Source organism: Lactococcus sp. NH2-7C, assembly GCF_029953655.1.
Classification (GTDB): Bacteria; Bacillota; Bacilli; order Lactobacillales; family Streptococcaceae; genus Lactococcus; species Lactococcus lactis.
The window spans coordinates 393,017-409,188 of record NZ_CP124538.1 but is presented as its reverse complement, the minus strand read 5'-3'; the positions used below and the strand labels follow the sequence as shown (position 1 = coordinate 409,188).

The 16,172-nt window shown below is 34.2% G+C and carries 34 protein-coding genes and 1 tRNA gene; 34 read left to right on the top strand and 1 reads right to left on the bottom strand.

Annotation, left to right across the window (positions count from 1 at the left end; genetic code table 11):
- From QJV49_RS01970 to QJV49_RS01900, 15 genes are all read left to right on the top strand, one after another.
- Nucleotides 1-240: a DUF1031 family protein gene (locus QJV49_RS01970; RefSeq protein WP_225513176.1), complete on the top strand. Its 240-nt coding sequence runs from the start codon at nt 1-3 to the stop codon at nt 238-240.
- Nucleotides 241-255: 15 nt separating this feature from the next.
- Complete coding sequence (locus QJV49_RS01965) at nt 256-564, top strand: hypothetical protein (protein WP_225513174.1); 309 nt, start codon at nt 256-258, stop codon at nt 562-564.
- Nucleotides 565-661: 97 nt separating this feature from the next.
- Entirely contained in the window at nt 662-826 is a 165-nt protein-coding gene (locus QJV49_RS01960; protein ID WP_225513173.1) for a hypothetical protein, read from the top strand.
- Nucleotides 801-1,166, top strand: coding sequence for a DUF658 family protein (locus tag QJV49_RS01955; protein ID WP_225513171.1), 366 nt, complete (start codon nt 801-803; stop codon nt 1,164-1,166). Before QJV49_RS01960 ends, QJV49_RS01955 begins: the two co-directional genes overlap by 26 nt.
- A gap of 10 nt (nt 1,167-1,176) precedes the next feature.
- Nucleotides 1,177-1,686 (top strand): hypothetical protein, encoded by a 510-nt coding sequence (locus QJV49_RS01950; protein ID WP_225513170.1) that lies wholly within the window; start codon nt 1,177-1,179, stop codon nt 1,684-1,686.
- Nucleotides 1,687-1,866: 180 nt separating this feature from the next.
- Complete coding sequence (locus QJV49_RS01945; protein WP_225513168.1) at nt 1,867-2,067, top strand: hypothetical protein; 201 nt, start codon at nt 1,867-1,869, stop codon at nt 2,065-2,067.
- Nucleotides 2,068-2,126: 59 nt separating this feature from the next.
- On the top strand, nt 2,127-2,324 hold the full coding sequence (locus QJV49_RS01940; protein WP_225513167.1) for a DUF1125 domain-containing protein: 198 nt from the start codon (nt 2,127-2,129) through the stop codon (nt 2,322-2,324).
- The gene (locus QJV49_RS01935; protein WP_225513166.1) at nt 2,321-2,614 is read left to right on the top strand and encodes a hypothetical protein; all 294 of its coding nucleotides are present in this window, start codon (nt 2,321-2,323) and stop codon (nt 2,612-2,614) included. Before QJV49_RS01940 ends, QJV49_RS01935 begins: the two co-directional genes overlap by 4 nt.
- Nucleotides 2,607-3,275, top strand: coding sequence for a DUF1642 domain-containing protein (locus QJV49_RS01930; RefSeq protein ID WP_225513165.1), 669 nt, complete (start codon nt 2,607-2,609; stop codon nt 3,273-3,275). The genes QJV49_RS01935 and QJV49_RS01930 overlap by 8 nt, the downstream gene beginning before the upstream one ends.
- Nucleotides 3,272-3,484 (top strand): hypothetical protein, encoded by a 213-nt coding sequence (locus tag QJV49_RS01925; RefSeq protein ID WP_225513163.1) that lies wholly within the window; start codon nt 3,272-3,274, stop codon nt 3,482-3,484. The genes QJV49_RS01930 and QJV49_RS01925 overlap by 4 nt, the downstream gene beginning before the upstream one ends.
- Before the next feature lie 101 nt (nt 3,485-3,585).
- Nucleotides 3,586-3,714: a hypothetical protein gene (locus tag QJV49_RS01920; RefSeq protein ID WP_281449153.1), complete on the top strand. Its 129-nt coding sequence runs from the start codon at nt 3,586-3,588 to the stop codon at nt 3,712-3,714.
- A gap of 15 nt (nt 3,715-3,729) precedes the next feature.
- On the top strand, nt 3,730-4,149 hold the full coding sequence (locus QJV49_RS01915; RefSeq protein WP_225513161.1) for a dUTP diphosphatase: 420 nt from the start codon (nt 3,730-3,732) through the stop codon (nt 4,147-4,149).
- A gap of 52 nt (nt 4,150-4,201) precedes the next feature.
- Entirely contained in the window at nt 4,202-4,444 is a 243-nt protein-coding gene (locus QJV49_RS01910; protein WP_225513160.1) for a hypothetical protein, read from the top strand.
- Nucleotides 4,441-4,623, top strand: coding sequence for a DUF1660 domain-containing protein (locus QJV49_RS01905; RefSeq protein ID WP_225513158.1), 183 nt, complete (start codon nt 4,441-4,443; stop codon nt 4,621-4,623). The genes QJV49_RS01910 and QJV49_RS01905 overlap by 4 nt, the downstream gene beginning before the upstream one ends.
- A complete protein-coding gene (locus tag QJV49_RS01900; protein ID WP_281449152.1) occupies nt 4,620-4,853 on the top strand; it encodes a hypothetical protein in 234 nt (77 codons plus the stop codon). Before QJV49_RS01905 ends, QJV49_RS01900 begins: the two co-directional genes overlap by 4 nt.
- Nucleotides 4,854-4,905: 52 nt before the next feature.
- Here QJV49_RS01900 and QJV49_RS01895 read toward each other — a convergent pair whose 3' ends face one another.
- A complete protein-coding gene (locus QJV49_RS01895; RefSeq protein ID WP_038600435.1) occupies nt 4,906-5,115 on the bottom strand; it encodes a hypothetical protein in 210 nt (69 codons plus the stop codon).
- A gap of 476 nt (nt 5,116-5,591) precedes the next feature.
- Between QJV49_RS01895 and QJV49_RS01890 the strand changes: the two genes are divergently transcribed.
- The 19 genes from QJV49_RS01890 (at nt 5,592) to QJV49_RS01800 (ending at nt 16,121) form a co-directional block, all read left to right on the top strand.
- Nucleotides 5,592-5,951 carry a hypothetical protein gene (locus QJV49_RS01890; protein ID WP_225513034.1) on the top strand — a complete coding sequence of 120 codons (360 nt, stop codon included), beginning with the start codon at nt 5,592-5,594 and terminating at the stop codon, nt 5,949-5,951.
- An 87-nt stretch (nt 5,952-6,038) separates the two neighbouring features.
- Nucleotides 6,039-6,326, top strand: coding sequence for a hypothetical protein (locus tag QJV49_RS01885; RefSeq protein ID WP_225513035.1), 288 nt, complete (start codon nt 6,039-6,041; stop codon nt 6,324-6,326).
- A 48-nt stretch (nt 6,327-6,374) separates the two neighbouring features.
- Entirely contained in the window at nt 6,375-6,674 is a 300-nt protein-coding gene (locus QJV49_RS01880; protein WP_225513036.1) for an HNH endonuclease, read from the top strand.
- A 142-nt stretch (nt 6,675-6,816) separates the two neighbouring features.
- A complete protein-coding gene (locus QJV49_RS01875; RefSeq protein ID WP_023189099.1) occupies nt 6,817-7,128 on the top strand; it encodes a P27 family phage terminase small subunit in 312 nt (103 codons plus the stop codon).
- Nucleotides 7,118-8,857 carry a terminase TerL endonuclease subunit gene (locus tag QJV49_RS01870; protein ID WP_225513037.1) on the top strand — a complete coding sequence of 580 codons (1,740 nt, stop codon included), beginning with the start codon at nt 7,118-7,120 and terminating at the stop codon, nt 8,855-8,857. Before QJV49_RS01875 ends, QJV49_RS01870 begins: the two co-directional genes overlap by 11 nt.
- A 284-nt stretch (nt 8,858-9,141) precedes the next feature.
- Nucleotides 9,142-9,213: transfer RNA gene (locus tag QJV49_RS01865), tRNA-Met, on the top strand.
- 30 nt (nt 9,214-9,243) lie between these two features.
- Entirely contained in the window at nt 9,244-9,414 is a 171-nt protein-coding gene (locus QJV49_RS01860) for a hypothetical protein (protein WP_192840979.1), read from the top strand.
- A 133-nt stretch (nt 9,415-9,547) separates the two neighbouring features.
- Nucleotides 9,548-10,741 (top strand): phage portal protein, encoded by a 1,194-nt coding sequence (locus QJV49_RS01855; RefSeq protein ID WP_058208910.1) that lies wholly within the window; start codon nt 9,548-9,550, stop codon nt 10,739-10,741.
- On the top strand, nt 10,728-11,543 hold the full coding sequence (locus QJV49_RS01850) for a head maturation protease, ClpP-related (protein WP_225513038.1): 816 nt from the start codon (nt 10,728-10,730) through the stop codon (nt 11,541-11,543). The genes QJV49_RS01855 and QJV49_RS01850 overlap by 14 nt, the downstream gene beginning before the upstream one ends.
- Before the next feature lie 2 nt (nt 11,544-11,545).
- Complete coding sequence (locus tag QJV49_RS01845; protein WP_195363074.1) at nt 11,546-12,691, top strand: phage major capsid protein; 1,146 nt, start codon at nt 11,546-11,548, stop codon at nt 12,689-12,691.
- A 10-nt stretch (nt 12,692-12,701) separates the two neighbouring features.
- Nucleotides 12,702-12,857, top strand: a complete 156-nt coding sequence (locus QJV49_RS01840) for a hypothetical protein (RefSeq protein ID WP_167593704.1) — start codon at nt 12,702-12,704, stop codon at nt 12,855-12,857.
- 12 nt (nt 12,858-12,869) lie between these two features.
- The gene (locus QJV49_RS01835; RefSeq protein WP_225513039.1) at nt 12,870-13,172 is read left to right on the top strand and encodes a helix-turn-helix domain-containing protein; all 303 of its coding nucleotides are present in this window, start codon (nt 12,870-12,872) and stop codon (nt 13,170-13,172) included.
- A 50-nt stretch (nt 13,173-13,222) separates the two neighbouring features.
- Nucleotides 13,223-13,555, top strand: coding sequence for a phage head-tail adapter protein (locus tag QJV49_RS01830; protein ID WP_211753057.1), 333 nt, complete (start codon nt 13,223-13,225; stop codon nt 13,553-13,555).
- Entirely contained in the window at nt 13,548-13,952 is a 405-nt protein-coding gene (locus QJV49_RS01825) for an HK97 gp10 family phage protein (protein ID WP_136122522.1), read from the top strand. Before QJV49_RS01830 ends, QJV49_RS01825 begins: the two co-directional genes overlap by 8 nt.
- Nucleotides 13,949-14,338, top strand: coding sequence for a hypothetical protein (locus tag QJV49_RS01820; protein WP_225513041.1), 390 nt, complete (start codon nt 13,949-13,951; stop codon nt 14,336-14,338). The genes QJV49_RS01825 and QJV49_RS01820 overlap by 4 nt, the downstream gene beginning before the upstream one ends.
- Before the next feature lie 18 nt (nt 14,339-14,356).
- Nucleotides 14,357-14,956, top strand: a complete 600-nt coding sequence (locus QJV49_RS01815; RefSeq protein ID WP_225513042.1) for a major tail protein — start codon at nt 14,357-14,359, stop codon at nt 14,954-14,956.
- Between the two features lie 3 nt (nt 14,957-14,959).
- Nucleotides 14,960-15,277, top strand: a complete 318-nt coding sequence (gpG, locus tag QJV49_RS01810) for a phage tail assembly chaperone G (protein ID WP_216793126.1) — start codon at nt 14,960-14,962, stop codon at nt 15,275-15,277.
- Nucleotides 15,274-15,486, top strand: coding sequence for a hypothetical protein (locus QJV49_RS01805; protein ID WP_039116089.1), 213 nt, complete (start codon nt 15,274-15,276; stop codon nt 15,484-15,486). Before gpG ends, QJV49_RS01805 begins: the two co-directional genes overlap by 4 nt.
- A 71-nt stretch (nt 15,487-15,557) precedes the next feature.
- Nucleotides 15,558-16,121, top strand: coding sequence for a DUF4177 domain-containing protein (locus QJV49_RS01800; protein WP_225513043.1), 564 nt, complete (start codon nt 15,558-15,560; stop codon nt 16,119-16,121).
- Nucleotides 16,122-16,172 lie beyond the last annotated feature (51 nt).

The window sequence follows — 16,172 nt, the reverse complement described above, 5'->3', positions numbered from 1 at the left end:
ATGATTAAAACAAATTTTGTCACTTTAAAAAAGCTGTATGGATTGGCAAGAAATAATAATTACAACGCTAACCACAAAGAATTGTCTGTGAAAATCAGTGGTCGAACTAAACACAATCACGAACTTTCTCAGCTTTACTTAGATATTTGCAATAAATACAACCACTCAAAGCAAATGAAATGGAAAGATTTATACAAAATACTTGAAGAATTAATTCAAGGTTTAGCAATTGAACTTTAGAAATGGATAATTTACATGATAAAAAATGAATATGTGAAACAAACATTATCAGGAGATAGTCAAGAGATTAATATTTATAAATCGGCTGATGACGAAAAATGGAATATCTCTTGTACTATTCCGAAATTCGCAAGAAAATATTCAAAATTCTTAGAAGATGGCCGAATCGTCACAAATGAAAATTCAGGGCAAATAGTTGAGATCCATGGAACTTTAAATAATAAAAGTGTTTCCTTAACCGTCGCCCGAGATATAAGTGACGAGGAACGCCAGAGAATGTCTGAACAGTTCAAAGCTCGTTTGCTTGAGAGTAAAGAAGATTAGGGCGCTACGAGATAAATTAGCTCGCTTAAACCGTTTAATGGATAATTTATCACGAACAATCTAAAAGCGCTTAAAAGCTAAAATATGAGGTGTTAATATGATAACGCAAAAAGAAAAAAATGTTTTGGAATTTAAAGATAAAGATGTTTTAAAAAACTATCGGGTTGCTGATGAAGATGACGAATGGTTTCACGAACAATGGAAAAATAAACTAAGTGGATTGAAAGAGGCAGGAGATGGCAAGGTTAGAAAAAATTTATGATGTATATTTCAATGGGATAAAAAGGGGAACTGGTACAAAAAAAGAGATTTCGAAAATGCTCTGTGTATCACCTCATTCAGTCGCTGCTTGGGTTAAAAATGGTATGGCTAATTCTCCGAAAAAGAATGCAGTCAAAATCGCCATTGTAAATGAAAAAGCGATGATGGAAAAATATCCAGGTTGGAAGCCTTATGGTGGTTCAAAATCTAAGACTTCTGATGAAATAACCGATCGTGAACGAAGAAAGCACGAAACAAAAGAAGAACGTAGATTGCGAAGAAATATCAGAGCACAAATGGCAATCGAAAACTCAAGAAAAGACGACAGTGTCTTTAAATAAAGGAAAAACAATGAATAAAAAATTAATCACAACAGCAGTAGTCGCAGCAGGAATCTTTGGTTCAGCAACTTTCGGAGCTTATGCAGCTAATGCATGGGCAGGGCATCAAAATATGGTCGCTGTGCAACAGAATATTTCTATCTTGAAACAATGCTTGCTAGACCGAAACGAGCAGCTTAAACAGGCTAATAATAGCTCACAGCAATATGCAGAGCAACTGAATCAATTGAACAACCAAATTAACCAGTTGAAAGACCAAATCAATCAAGATAACTCAAACTTGCAAAATCAAGCTGCTAATTATCAAAATCAACTGAATGCACTCAATCAGCAAAAATCTGATGTTACCAATCAATTAAATCAAGCGAACCAAGATAAGGCGAACATGGCGCAACAGATTAATGATTTGAACTCAAAGCTAATTGCCGCTCAACAAAAGACTGATGAGCTATCTCAAGCTGTGACTGATGCACAACAGACTAAAGACTTATCAGACGATGCTGTCAATGCGACAAAGTGAACTAATAGATGCAAAAAATATCAAGAACACAGAAAAGAAAAATACGAAATACATTATATTACGAAAAACAATTTTTGCTAGTATCTTTGCATCTATGTTCAGCAAAATTAAAATTCAAAATTGATAAGTATTTAATGCAAATAGATAAATTCATTGAAAATATAAAAAGTGAGGGTTGAAATGAAGTGGACTGAAAAATATAAATGTGGATTTTCAAATGGTTCAAACTTTGAATCTGTAGAATTTCTACTTGATGTTGAAAATTCTAATGAAACAAAATTATTTTTTAAAGCCTATGATGCTAATTTATACCCATTGCCTGATGCATCTACTTGGAGTAAAAAATGGTTGAAAAAGCAAGTTAAATTCTTAATACTGTAGTATCAAAGGACTTTATCGGAGAAGTTTGGCTAGATGATGTACTGGTTAGGAGTGTATAAATGACAGTTGAAAGTTTACTAAAAGTAATGCAAAAAGGAACAGATGTAATTCTGAAAGATAAGTCTGAAAAAGAATTACTCCGATTTAGTCAAGGCAATGACCTTAACGCAGTTTCATTTGAATACTTAAACCGGAAAATACTTGTTTTAGAAGCGCATGGAAATAGTTTTACTGCTATCTTGGAGGATTCAAAATGAAACTAAGCGAGATTGAAGCAGTAGCGGAAGTCGTAAAAGAGGAAACTTCTCTTGAATATGGTGAATTTATATCAGAAGATAGCCAAGGATTATCAAATTTGCCAGTAGGGACAATGCTTTATAGTGCAGAGCAAATGCAAGAATTCGTGCTTAAAAATGTGAGTATTGCTCTTGCTGCGTATGAATTATATGAAGCAGAAGTATGTGGATTTCATTTGAACCAATTGGAAAAAGAAGAAATTGGAAAAATTATTCAAGAATTATTTACGGAGGACACGAAAAATGACTAAAACATTTGAAAAAGATTTAAATGAGAAATTAAATTCAGAGAAAGTACCAATGTATATCACTCAAAAGGGATGTTCGCTTACGAGAAAAACATTTATCGAAACGAATTGGATTTTTGATAATTATAAAAACTGGCACTCTGATGAAGAATTTCAGGAGTTATTGGATAAATATAGTAATCTCAATGATAACTATGAAAAGGAAGTAATCAGAAGTTCTAAAATAGAATCGCAAATCATTGATTTAAAATCCCAACTCCAACAGCAAGCCCTGCCAGTCGTACCTGAGTGTGTGGCGAAAACTGTAGAGCTTCTTAAGAATAATCCTGAAAGTTCATGGTCAAAACTATATAGCTCTTTAGGGGAAGAAGGCGTTGATTGGTTAAACGAATTTCAACATAAAGATGAAAGATTTGGTTTTGGAGAATTAAACAATAAACTATTTGTCCTTTTCCATTTAGCAATCAACGGCTACACAGTCGAAAAACCGCAGCTGTTCTATTTGAAGAATAAGCTGACACGTTTATATCTGTTTAAAGCGTTTGGTTATAGTAAGTATGGAGAACAGTACGAACTTCGCAAAGAGAAAGATTTTCAATTCACCCAGCGAGAAATCGACAGCATGGAAACTGGATCATACGAAAAAATTGAGGTGGCGGAATGAGTGAGAAAAAATATTATGTGAGGCTTGCCGAAGCTTTTCAACCTGGCGGGAAATATCTTGTACAACTTGGATTTAATGGAAGTGACTATTATTTTGACAGATACAAAGGTTCTGATGCTGAGAACTATAATCAAAATAGTTTCACAAAATTAGAGCTTGCTGAAATCATGGGCGGTGCAATTTATAAATGTCATGAAGCGACAGCATAATGGAATGAATTAGAAAATCAAGACTGGAACTATAATCCGTACATTAACAAATATGAATGGATTAACCCGCTCATTGAGCTTGTGCCTGTGGAGGACGGAGAATGAAATGTGATAAATGTGATATAGAAATGAAGTGGTTTGATGACTTCCCAGATGCTTGCGGATGTTGCGGTACTTTTTATTATAAGTGTCCTCAATGTGGGGCAGTAAAAACAAAAAATTTTGGTTAAAGATTAAGGATAAAAATGAAAAGACAATTTGTAAAACTAAATAAAAATGCGACTATTCCAGAAAGAGCGACAAAACACAGCGCAGGTTATGACATTTCAGCAAGCGAAACAGTTACGATTCAACCTGATGAAATTAAATTGGTAAGTACTGGGCTTGCTGTTCAACTCGGACATGATGAAGTACTGAAATTATACGACCGTTCAAGTAATCCAGTTAAGCGTGGCATTGCATTGATTAATTCAGTAGGAATTATCGATTCAGATTACTATCCTAATGAATTTAAAGGCTTGTTTATGAACATCTCAAAAGAGCCTGTAACCATTTCTAAAGGTCAAAGAATAATGCAAGGGGTATTTGTCAAATACCTTACAACAGACGATGACAACGCAAATGGAAAGCGTACAGGCGGTTTTGGTAGCACTGGGGAGGTGTAATTATGACCGACAAACTAATATCGCTGGTCAATGACTGGCGGGGAGGGATTGAATGAAACAATATTGGGTAATTGAAAATCATTTGGACAGAGGATTTTATCTGATGTCAGAAGATATTCCAGAAGAAGAATTAGGAGAAGTTGAAGCTCCTTATGAGATGTGTGGAGACTATGATTCTATTATTGGTCAGTTTTCAAACTGGAAGCAACTTAAAAAAGAAATGACTGATGACGAAGGTTGGTGCCCGTATTCGGATGAATATTTGCAATCAGTATTTGAGGAGGACAACCAATGAAACTAATGTGTAAGCTGTTCGGGCATAAGTGGTCGGAATGGAGAATTTATTTATTTGGTACTCATGAAGAACGCTCTTGTCGTCGTTGCTACATTAGAGATAAACGAATTCCACGCTCATACATTGACGAGTCGGAGAACGTGTTCCCTGAAAAATGGCTTGATAAACATATGGATTGAGGTGGAGAATGGTTAGAAACGATATTAATTATATGAATTCCGAAATCGGAAGAGCAGAACTATCAGCACAATTTAAGCTTAAACAAATACATGATATTACAAATAGTCTTTTGAATAATGAAAATAGCAATAACAAGCCAATGAAATCCGATTTTGCTATTGGTTATATGGTAGCCATAATTAATGTTATCGATTATTTATCAAATAACGAAGATAAACATACGGATTGAACGCAAAAAAAAGCCCAAATCAAAGATGAGGGCTTCGAGGGATTAACAAAAATTAACGTGAGGATGTGTCCATGCAAGATGAACATGGTCTAATTTGAAGTGATGGATGAGTTCTACGAGTGTATTCCATCGCTTCGATATCATTTTCAAAATGTCCGTCAATAAGGTATGAATCATTAACTTTTGGACGGTTAGGGCAAGTTCCTTTGTGTACTTCATGATAACCACTGAAGTCACCAATTTTATCTACGACATAGCTCATGAGTTAGTCCTCCTTCAAATAGTTTGTATTGTTTGTACAATTTTATTTTAAAACTATTATCAATTGAGTACAAGCAAGAAGACTTAAATAAAAGGAAATATAAAAAAGCCCAAGCTGACCAAGCTTGAGCGATTGTTGTAAAAATTATTAGTTACTATTGAATGGTCACATTCATTATACCACTGATTAATTGATAACTATGAAATTTGATTTATTAAAAAATCTTTAACTATAACAAAAAACCCGAACTGACCAAGTTCGAGTTATATGTTCTAGGTTTAAATTTTATTCTTAAAATTTAGGTCTACTACATTATACCATAATAAAAATAAGTTATAACAAAAAAGCTCGAGTTGACCAAGCTCGAGCGAAATACGAATTTACAACAACTTATTATAATATTTTTAAATATTTTTGGTCAGTTATATTATATCACATACTGAGCTAGGAACTCGCTAAACTCAACTGGAGGGAAAATGATAATAGCAATTACACAGATAATGACATCTATCTCAATAATAATTTTATTGGTTCTTATAGTTTTTACCAATAAACGTCTGGCTCAATTAGAAGTTAAGATTGAAAGTTGTATAGATTTATATAACCGAATAGATTTAGCACCACTTCGTGTAAAAATTCATTATCTTGAAGGAAGTATCAAAGCTTTATATAAATATAAAGTATTGTTTAAGCGTGAAGGATGGTTTGGAATTGGGAAACTGGAAGAAGAATATTTCTTTACCAGGAAACAAGCAGATGAGTTTATTGATTCTAATGATATTAAAGAAGTTGTAATTATTAGATTAGAGGACAATGAAACTGAAATAATTAAATAAACAAAAAAGCCCGCTGGGAACGGGTTTAAAAACTGATTTATTCTAATACTATTATAACATAACAGGAGTTAGAATATGACAAAAGAATTGACGAAAGCACAATGGCATGATGTTCGAATGACGCTAAGAATTATCATTCGCAATAAGAAGAATGCCAAGCAATCTCAGCTTATCAATGAAGCATTAGATAATATTAAAGATGAAGATGATCGTAAGATATTTAAACGTTATTACATTGATGGTTGGGGAATCATTAAGATTACAATGAATATGTATTACTCTAAGAGCGCAGTCATTGCGAGAAATAATAAAGCAACGCAACAGTTTGCTGAGAAATATGACGGTGGTCATTTACTTAAGATGTTTTATGAATAATATAAAGAACGCTACTTTTTCGTAGCGTTTTTGTTTTACGATTGAATCATGATAGATGTAAGCACACCAAAGGCAAGGCACAGGTTCTATTGCTCAGGAGCTTGGAGACGTATGAGAGAACAGATACTCAAGCGTGATAACAATGAATGTCAATGGTGCAAAGCAGAAGGCAGAGTGACAACGGCTAAGACTGCGACACTAGAGATAGATCATATTATGGAGCTTGAGTATCATCCAGAGCTTGCACTAGAGCCTAGTAACCTGCGTACCTTATGTCACGACTGCCACAACAAGAGGCATGATAGACACAGATACAAACAGTTTGATGATGAAACTTTTGAATTCTGATTTTATTGTTCGGAAATTACAAAAAAATAATTAAAATATACCCCCGGGTCTAAAATAATTGGGTCTATTTCCAAATTTACCACAGACCGGTTGGGGTTTTTTAACCAAATATAAAGCCAATTTTTTGAAAGGGGGGGTAACCATGGCAAAAAGCAAACTTGAAATAGAATTATTAGGGCTAATTAATGAAAAATCAGCTTCAGAAATCGAAAAGGTGGAGAGATATTGTAGTTTGGTTAGAATATCCAGAAACCTTGATAAATCTATTTCTAAAGATGGAACAATGATAAAAGTCGTTAATGGTAATCAAGAATTTTTGAAACCAAACCCTGCCATTTCTGAGAAAGTAAAAATTAATACAGCTCTTATAAAATTGGATGAATTTTTCGAGGAAAAACGAGCCGAAAAGGGCAAAAATAATGATTTTAATGAGGAGGATTTATATGCTGATTAAATACGTCAGCGATTATATTGATTCTTACCATGAACAAAGGGTTAAATTTAACAAAGAGCGAGAAGAACTCGTCTCATATATCAGCAGGGAAATTGAACCGAGACTTGAAAAAGGAGAAATTTTCTTTAATGAGGATCAAATAAATAAATGTATTAGATATATCGAGACTTTTTACTTTAAGCTAGAGGACTTTCAAAAATTCATTATTAGCTTTATTTTTTTATTTTGGAGCGACGGCGAGGATATTGTTTTTGAGCAATTTCTAATCATGATGGGTCGCGGTGGCGGTAAGAATGGATTAATTTCTGGAGTTTCAAACTATCTTCAAACACCCATGCATGGAATTCCAAAATATCATATATCATTAGTGGCCAATAGCGAGGAACAGGCTAAGACGAGCTTTGAAGAAATCTTTGATACGATCGAACTTAATGAAAAACTCCAAAAGATGTTTATTTGGGGGAAAAAGGAAATAAGAAATCGCAATACACAATCAATTATTCGCTATAAAACTAGCAATGGCAATACAAAAGATGGTCTAAGAGATGGAGCGGTTATTTTTGATGAGATTCATCAATACGAGGATCATAAAGTAACAGATGTTTATGTTTCGGGACTTGGTAAAGTTGCTAATCCACGAGAATTTTACATAGGAACAGATGGATTTGTTCGGGACGGATTTATTGATGAAATGAAGGAATTAGCTCAAAAGGTACTCAAAGGAGATGCTGATTTTGATGAATTATTTCCTTTTATTTGCAAACTGAACGATGAGCAAGAAGTCGATAATCCAACAAATTGGGAAATGGCTAATCCTATGTTTACTCTTCCAATGAGCAGTTATGCGAAAAGATTGTATAAAAAGGTTACAAAACAATATAAAAAACTAGAGGTTAACCCGAGTGGCCGTGATGAATTTATGACTAAACGGATGAACCTGCCGGTTACTGACATTGAAAGAAGCGTGGCAACCTATGAAGAATTAAAAGCAACAAAAAAAGAGTTCCCGGAACTCCGAAATTTACCAGCAGTTGGAGGATTTGACTTTGCTTCTACTCGTGACTTTATTGCAGTCGGTGCTTTGTTTAAGGTTGATGGGGATTATGTTTTCAAAACTCATTCATTCGTTCGTAAAGAATTTGTCGATAGAATATATAGCTATTCAAAACCAAATGAAAATGTTAATGGTAAGCGACGATTTGCCCCGATTAGACAATGGGAAGATGAGGGATTGCTCACAGTATTAGATGAACCATCAATGGATGCACAGCACGTTGTAGATTGGTTCGTTCGTATGCGTGATGAAGAAGGCTATGAATTCCAAACTATTTGTGGAGATGGCTATAAAATGAGGGAGTATTTACAACCTAAATTTGAAGAAGCTGGGTTTGAAGTCTCTTGGAATGGCAAATTTGAAGAACCGCTTGGTTATCGTGTGGAAGTCATTCGTAACTTTAGAGCCATTGATGCGCAATTATCAACGGTAATTGAGGACAGTTTCGCTAATCAAAAAATTAATTTTGGTGATAATGACATGATGCGTTGGTACACAAATAATGTACTTAGACATTTGAAAAAAGATGGGAATGTGGAATATATCAAAAAAGAAGATGTCAGACGAAAAACAGATGGATTTAAAGCTTTTGAAGCAGCAATGTTTAAGGCCGATTTACTAAATGAAGTGGATTCTACAGATTTTTATGATAATTTGGGTTGGTTTATTGGATAAACGATACTTTTTGAGAGTAAAAATATTAGATAATTTACTTATGAAGTTATCAGCGAAAGCAAACAAATAACAATTAGTTCAGTTGGATATACTTCTATTGTTAGCGGCTACTTTACGTAGCGAGACGTTGCTGGACGATAAAACCAGCGTAGCAAGGAAATCACCACTGGAGAGTGCGCAGGGTTCGACTCCCTGACTTGCTATTGTGGACTTCAAAGCTAGGAGTTCAGTATTAAATGGTTAACGAGGCTTTCCGTTTAATAGTATGTAAAACCTCGTATCAAACAGGATGGGTGGCAAGGCGTCACGCTAGTTTCATAAGCTAGAATAGAACGGTTCAATCCCGTTATCCTGAATTATATTTTATGTAAATTAAAGGAGAAAAAATGGAATTAATCGTATTTACAAACAACGGACAAACTTATCGCTTTTTTGAAGTGACTGATTTTAAACCAACAACTACAGGGTTTAGCTTTACTTATACGGGAAAAGCTACTGGAGTTACTCGTGAAGCAGTATTTAACAATGCATGCACTGCAGGTTATGCTCTGGCTTAGCCCATATTAGTCAACTATATTTATTATATTTTATTACAGGTTGTCCAATGGGCAGCCTTTTATTTATAAAAACGCTACTTTTTCGCTCTACTTTTCCATTAAACTTGAATTAAAAGTACGGAAAGGAGAAAATGTGGGACTATTTTCAGACATTTGGTCATCTGTAAAAGATAAATTAAGTACAACCGATTTAACTGGGTATGACGCATTATTTAATGCACAAATCACGCTTGGTATTAAGAATGCTGCTTTAGAATCTTGTGTTTCTTACTTAGCAAGAACTGTTTCTAAAGGTAAATTTGTATTTAAGAATGAAAGCTCGATTACAGATTCTAAATTTGATTATGCTTTAAATATGAGACCGAATCCTAACCAAACAGCTAGTGAATTCAAAATTTCAATGATAAAAAAGCTGTTAAATGGTGAGTTATTAGTTATACAGGATGGTGATCAGTTCTATATTGCTGATAATTTTGTAACAAACTATTCGCTTGACGGGAACACATACACGGGAGTGACAGTTAACTTCTCCAATAGCAAAGTTTCTAATGCTCCTAATTCTGGACCATACGCTCAAAAATATTTTAATAGAACCTTTATTCAAGGAGTGGATTGTTTTCACTTAGATAATGACAATATTGGTATAAAAAAATATGTTGATAGTCTATGGGATGATTATGGGAAATTATTTGGAATCTTAATTGCTAATCAGCTCCGTGTAGGGCAAGTTAGAGCAAAAATTAGCATTCCTGTTACTAGTAAGATTGATGATAATGAAAGAATAAAATTACAGCAACAATATGCGACAACCTTATACGAAAAAATGATGAATGATCCTATTGTCTTTATTCCTGCAGATGATAAAGCAAAGTCTTCGTATGATGAAATTTCTTCTAGCAAGTCCGCAACACTTCAAAATCAGATTACTGACTTTTGGTCTTTAAAAAAAGTTTTTATTGGAGAAGTAGCAGGATTGTTGGGAATTCCTCCGGCACTAGTGCTTGGAGAAACTGCTAATAATTCTGAAAACTTGGATTTAGCAATTGAATCTGCAGTGATTCCATTAGGGAACAAATTATCAGAAGGATTTGCAAGTATTTTAATTAAAAAATCAGGATATTCAGTTGGTAATACCCTACAAATGACTGGATTTAAAACAATTAACATCCTTGACCGTGCAGATGCAATTGATAAAGTTGGTTCAAGTGGTGTGGTTAAAGTAAATGAAGTCCGTGAGGCTTCTAATTTACCTCCAATTCCTGATGGAGATAGATTCATTATGACAAAAAATTATCAAAAGGAAGGAGTACCTAGTGAAAACTCTTAATTTACACGGGCCTGTTATTGACTCAGATGATTCTTGGTTTTATGATCTTCTAGAAATAGAAAATATTAACGCTAAGTCAGTTGAAGAATTTTTAGATGAAGCGAACGGTGAAGATATCAAACTATCAATTGATTCAGGCGGGGGTTCGGTACGTACAGGAAGTTCAATCTATACTTTATTGATGAACTACCAAGGAAAAATTACTGCAGAGGTAACAGGGCTTTGCGCATCTATTGCTAGTGTCATTATGTTGGCCGCTGAACACATTGCAGTATCTCCGGCAGCGACCATTGTTATTCATAATGTTTGGTCAGTTAATCAAGGCGATTATCGCGATATGGCTAAACAATCTGATGTATTGAAAGAAATGAGTTCTAGCATTGCTAAAATGTACGCTAAAAGAATGGGATGTACATTGGAAGAAGCGCAAGCAGCAATGGATGAAGAAACTTATTATTCTGCAGATCAGGCAGTAGAGGCAGGAATTGCAGATGAAAAATCATTCGAAGAAGTAAAAACACCCCTTCAAATGATGGCATCAATGGACCAGACTTTCTCCAGCGATAAAATTGCCAAGCTCAAAAACTTTATGAAGGCTCAAATTAAAAATGAAACTAATAATTCGCAAGAATTCAAGTTGGATTCAGAACAATATCAAGGGATAACAGATCGTTTAGATCAACTTATTTCTTTTGAAAGTGAAGAACCAAATGAAGAACCATTAGCGAAAAAATCTAATAACTCGGCAGAAAAGCCACTTAAAAATCAAAAATTTAAACCACTTTTCCTAGGAGGAATTTAATAATGGATTACACAAAATTACCTAATTACACAGCAGCTGTTGGAAAATATACAGATGCAGTTGCTAACGGAGCAGATGAAAAAGAACAACAAAAATTATTTGCACAGACTATGGAAGTTATGGGCACTGAAATTGTTGAAAAACTTGCTGATCAAACAAACGAAAAAATCAACTCTCTAATGTCATCTCGTTCTGCTGAAGTAATGTCAGCAGAAGAAACAAAATTCTTTAACGATATTACTTCTGGTGTTGGAAATGTAGAAAAAACCTTGCCTCTTGAAATTATCAATCAAGTTTTTGACGAATTGACTTATGCCCATCCTTTACTTGATGTTATCAATTTCCAAGATATGGGACTTCGTACAAAAGCGATTACTTCTGATGGAATCTATGACGGTGGATTAGCAGTATGGGGGACATTCACTGGCGATATCCAAGGTCAGTTGAACCAAAACTTCGGAGAACATGATTTTTCTCAAAATAAACTTACTGCATTTACTGTTATCCCTAAAGATGCTCTTGACTATAGTTATGATTGGTTGAAAACATTTATTGTCTTGCAATTATCAGAATCAATTGCAGTTGCTCTCGAAACAGCTTTAGTACTTGGAGATGGAAATAACAAACCTGTTGGTTTAATCAAAGATGCTACAGTTGTAAATGGAACTACTACATATGGGGATAAAACAGTATCAGCCGACCTTTCACCGCTTGCTGCTTTAGAAAATTCTCAAGATGTATCCAAACAAGCTGCTAAAATTCTAGCACCTATCATGAAAAAATTGTCATTCAGCGAAAAAGGCATTCCTCTTAATATTGCTGGGCAAGCAAAAATTTTGGTTAATCCTCAAGATTATTACAATTTCACTGCGATGTTCTTATATTTGAATGCTAATGGAGTATGGGTTGATATCTTACCTTTCAACATCTCTGTAGTCCAATCAATGGCCGTACCTGCTGGTAAAGGAATTGTATTTGTTGCAAATCGATATAATGCTTATCGTGGAAAAATGACAATGCAAGAATTTGACCAAACGTTTGCTCTTGAAGATCTTCAACTTTATACTACCAAATCATTCTATTGGGGCAAACCAAAAGATAATAACGCTTCAGCGCTTGTTACAATTGCGGCCGTGCCTGCTGGGTAAGGAGTAGTCAATGAAATTAAAAGTAAAAGCTGTCTTTGATGATTTAAAGGAAAATGTTAGACGTGAAGTTGATGAAGTTTTTGAGGCTTCCGTAGCAAGATTCAAGGAGCTTGAAAAAAAGCTCCCTGGTTTTGTTGAAAAAGTGGAGGAAAAAGAAGATAAATAATAGGAGTTAAATATGAGTACTGCAGAAACTTGGGCCAATGATAACCTTAATTCATTCAAACAAAGAATGAGAATCAGTACTAATGATTCTGACGAACTTGCTAACTTAACAGATATGCTCATAGCCTCTTATACCTCAATTCTTAGATTAGTTGGAGTGCCTGATGCAAGTGATCCAGAAGTTAAGGAATTAATTTTTGAGCGTTCACGTTATACTTACAATGATGCTTTAGATGAATTTAAGGATAATTATAAGCAAAATATCCGTGATGTATTTTTGGCCAATCAATCTTCTGTTGATGAGGTAATAACATGATTAAATCTCAGAAAATGCTTAAGTCGTCTAATCGTACCAATAACGGAACAATGCGAACGCAAGTTACATTTCAAGGAGTAGGACTTGATACGTCATTTGACGGGAGAGGTGGTGATCCTATTGTTCTTTTTAAAACCTACGCAGATGTTTATTCCCCTAGTAATAAAGATTTAATGATATTGGGAAATCAAAACGTTAAGAATGGTGCGACGCTTAAAATTCGTGATCCAATGACTGGTTATCAACCTAAAAACGATGACAAAGTGATTATTGATGATCCGAGATATGCAAATAAAGTATGGAATATCATCGATATTCAGCCAGATTTTCATGATCGTACTTTCTTAAAAATAATACTTGGAGGTACAAATCTTAATGAGTAGTTCAATGACAATCAAAGGATTTGAAGAAATTGAAGCAAAATTGAGAGAAAAGTTTAGTGAAACTCGTGTGAAGAAGATAGAAAGTGATGCACTTAAAGCAGCTGCGGATGAAGCTGTAGTTGATTTAAAGAGTACCCTTTCTCAATTTGCAAATTCTGGTGATACAGTAGCTGGTGTTGTTAGAGGGAATGTTTCTAGAACATCAGGATTCCCTGTCATAAAGATAGGTAACAACGGTAAGCATTGGAGACTTGTTCATCTTGAAAATAATGGTTTTGTCAGAAATGGTAAATCATATCGTTATAAAAGTTTTGGTGCTTTACAAAGATTTTCAAATGCTCAAGGACAAAAATTTGTTAAGACAGCGCAAGATAATTTGAAGGAGTTGCTAAAATGAATGATATGCTAAGTGAACTTATGCAAGCTTTAGCTAATGACCCTAATATTCTAGCAATTCAAAGAACAGGTGGGCTTAAAAGTTATTCAAGATATGAAAATTTATCTGAAAGCTCAACAAGTATAACAATTACTCCGACTGGTCCACCAGAACAAACAGCTATGGGTAGCAATGATTCACTAGCTAAACATTTTGTCTATCAGGTCAGCATAGAGGCAATTGACCGATTAACAGTAAAAAAATTACAGAATACAGTTGAAAATATTCTAAAAACAAAAGGATTCTTCCAGATGAATGGCGGACTAGATGAATATTTTAGCGATACAAAAAGATATGTGGATGCTCGGTTTTATGAAGGCAATAGCAATCTTTATGAAAATTATTGAAAATAAGGAGAATAAATAATGTCAGTACCTATTGGTTTTAAACGTTTAACAATTCGTATTAAAGACGGAAGCGATCCCGTTCTTAATACAAATAAATTTGTAATTGAAGGAAAAAAAGATAATGGTGGGATGGTTTCCGCTAAAGTCTCAGGATTAGCAGTTGATGCTGTAAAATCTTACTCTTCAAATAAAGTGTATGCTATTTCTGGAAAAGGGGTAGGTGATGGTAAGGTCGACTTTGACATCATGGACTTTCCAGAAAAAGTTAAAAACGCAGTACTTGGAATTGTAGCCTCTACTAATGGTGTATATAAAGCTACTGCAGACCGTACTTCTCCATACTGCTCAATTCTATTGGAAGATGTTACCCCTCAAGGTAATCCCTATTTAATGGCATTTGTAGACGGAATGTTCTCTTCTGATGGTCTTGAATTTAATACAGTACAAGGGAAACAAAGCGAACTACCATCAGAAGCTATTAGCTTTGCCATTGGTTCTGATGACAACGGATTGTACTACTCTACCTTTGTAGGGACTGGAACTTCTACTGATGCAGCTGGTATTTCAGAAATTGAAGCTGATGCTTTAATGGTAGCAGCACCTGCAGGAGGTGAGTAATAAATGACTAAGTTGTCAATTACTCTTCGTGATAAAGATGGTGAGTTTACTGTTACTCAAGAACATGTTAGCGGTCAAAAACTTCTTGATTATTGGGATATGGCAGTTGAAATTGAAAAAAACGCTGATAAGATGTCTATTTCAGACGTTTATAAAAAACGGATTAATTTCATTGCTGGTTTATTCGATAGTTCAAAGGTAACAGAAGAATCAATTTTGGCAAGTGTACCTGCTTGGGGACTGCAAAATTTCATTAAAGATGTTTTTGAAACGATTACTGGTTCAAAAGAAGTTACGGGTGACGAAAAAAAGGAACAATGACAGTCTCAGAAGCTCGTTCTGAATTTCTAGACTTTGTAAAAACGCTAGTATCGACTGGTTCATATACTTTGGCAGATATCCTTAGTAATGATTTTTCTACAGTTGTTTCTGTGGTTGGTGCAAAAATTATATCAAATGATGGTAGCGTCGATGAGCCTAAACAAGAAAAAGTGTTATCACTATGGGAATTTGGACAGTCATTAAAATAAAAATAGCTCTTATGAGCTGTTTTTTTATTTAAAAAAGAGATATAATTAAATAAAAAATACTGGAGTATGATATGGAAATTAGATATTTTTTTGATGAGGTTAAAGAGACTGCAATTGATATAAAAAAACCTATATTTGCAGACAAAGAGTTATACGACAAATTCATAGAAAACAGTAAAAATGTAATTGCTACAGATATAACTCCAGAAGGAGTTAAAGAAATAGTAAATAAACTTTTAAGTTATAATTTTCTTTTGCACTCTCAAATTAATTTTTTAGATTTTTTAAAAGATGTAGATATAGATTTAGAAGAGTTACAGAGCCAAAGAAATGCTCTACAAGAATTAACAAAAATAGAACTATCCAAAAAAGATAAAGATATACAAAACGAAAGAATTAAAGAATTTTACACCAATCTTCCTAAATTTGAATATAAGGTATTGAAGTTTCGTGATCGTATGATTATTGGAGATACAAAAACAAAACCTATGGAAGAAATGTTAAACGCATTCGCTAGACAAGGCTGGAAAGTAATATCTATGGTGGAAAACACATGGCGACAAGAAGGTATAATGACAGGAAACAGTCATGGTGAAATTCTCGTAACTATGGAAAGACAAATTTTTAATGGATAACTAATATAAAAAACGCTACTTTTTAAGGGCGTTTTTTGTTTATCCTTGAAT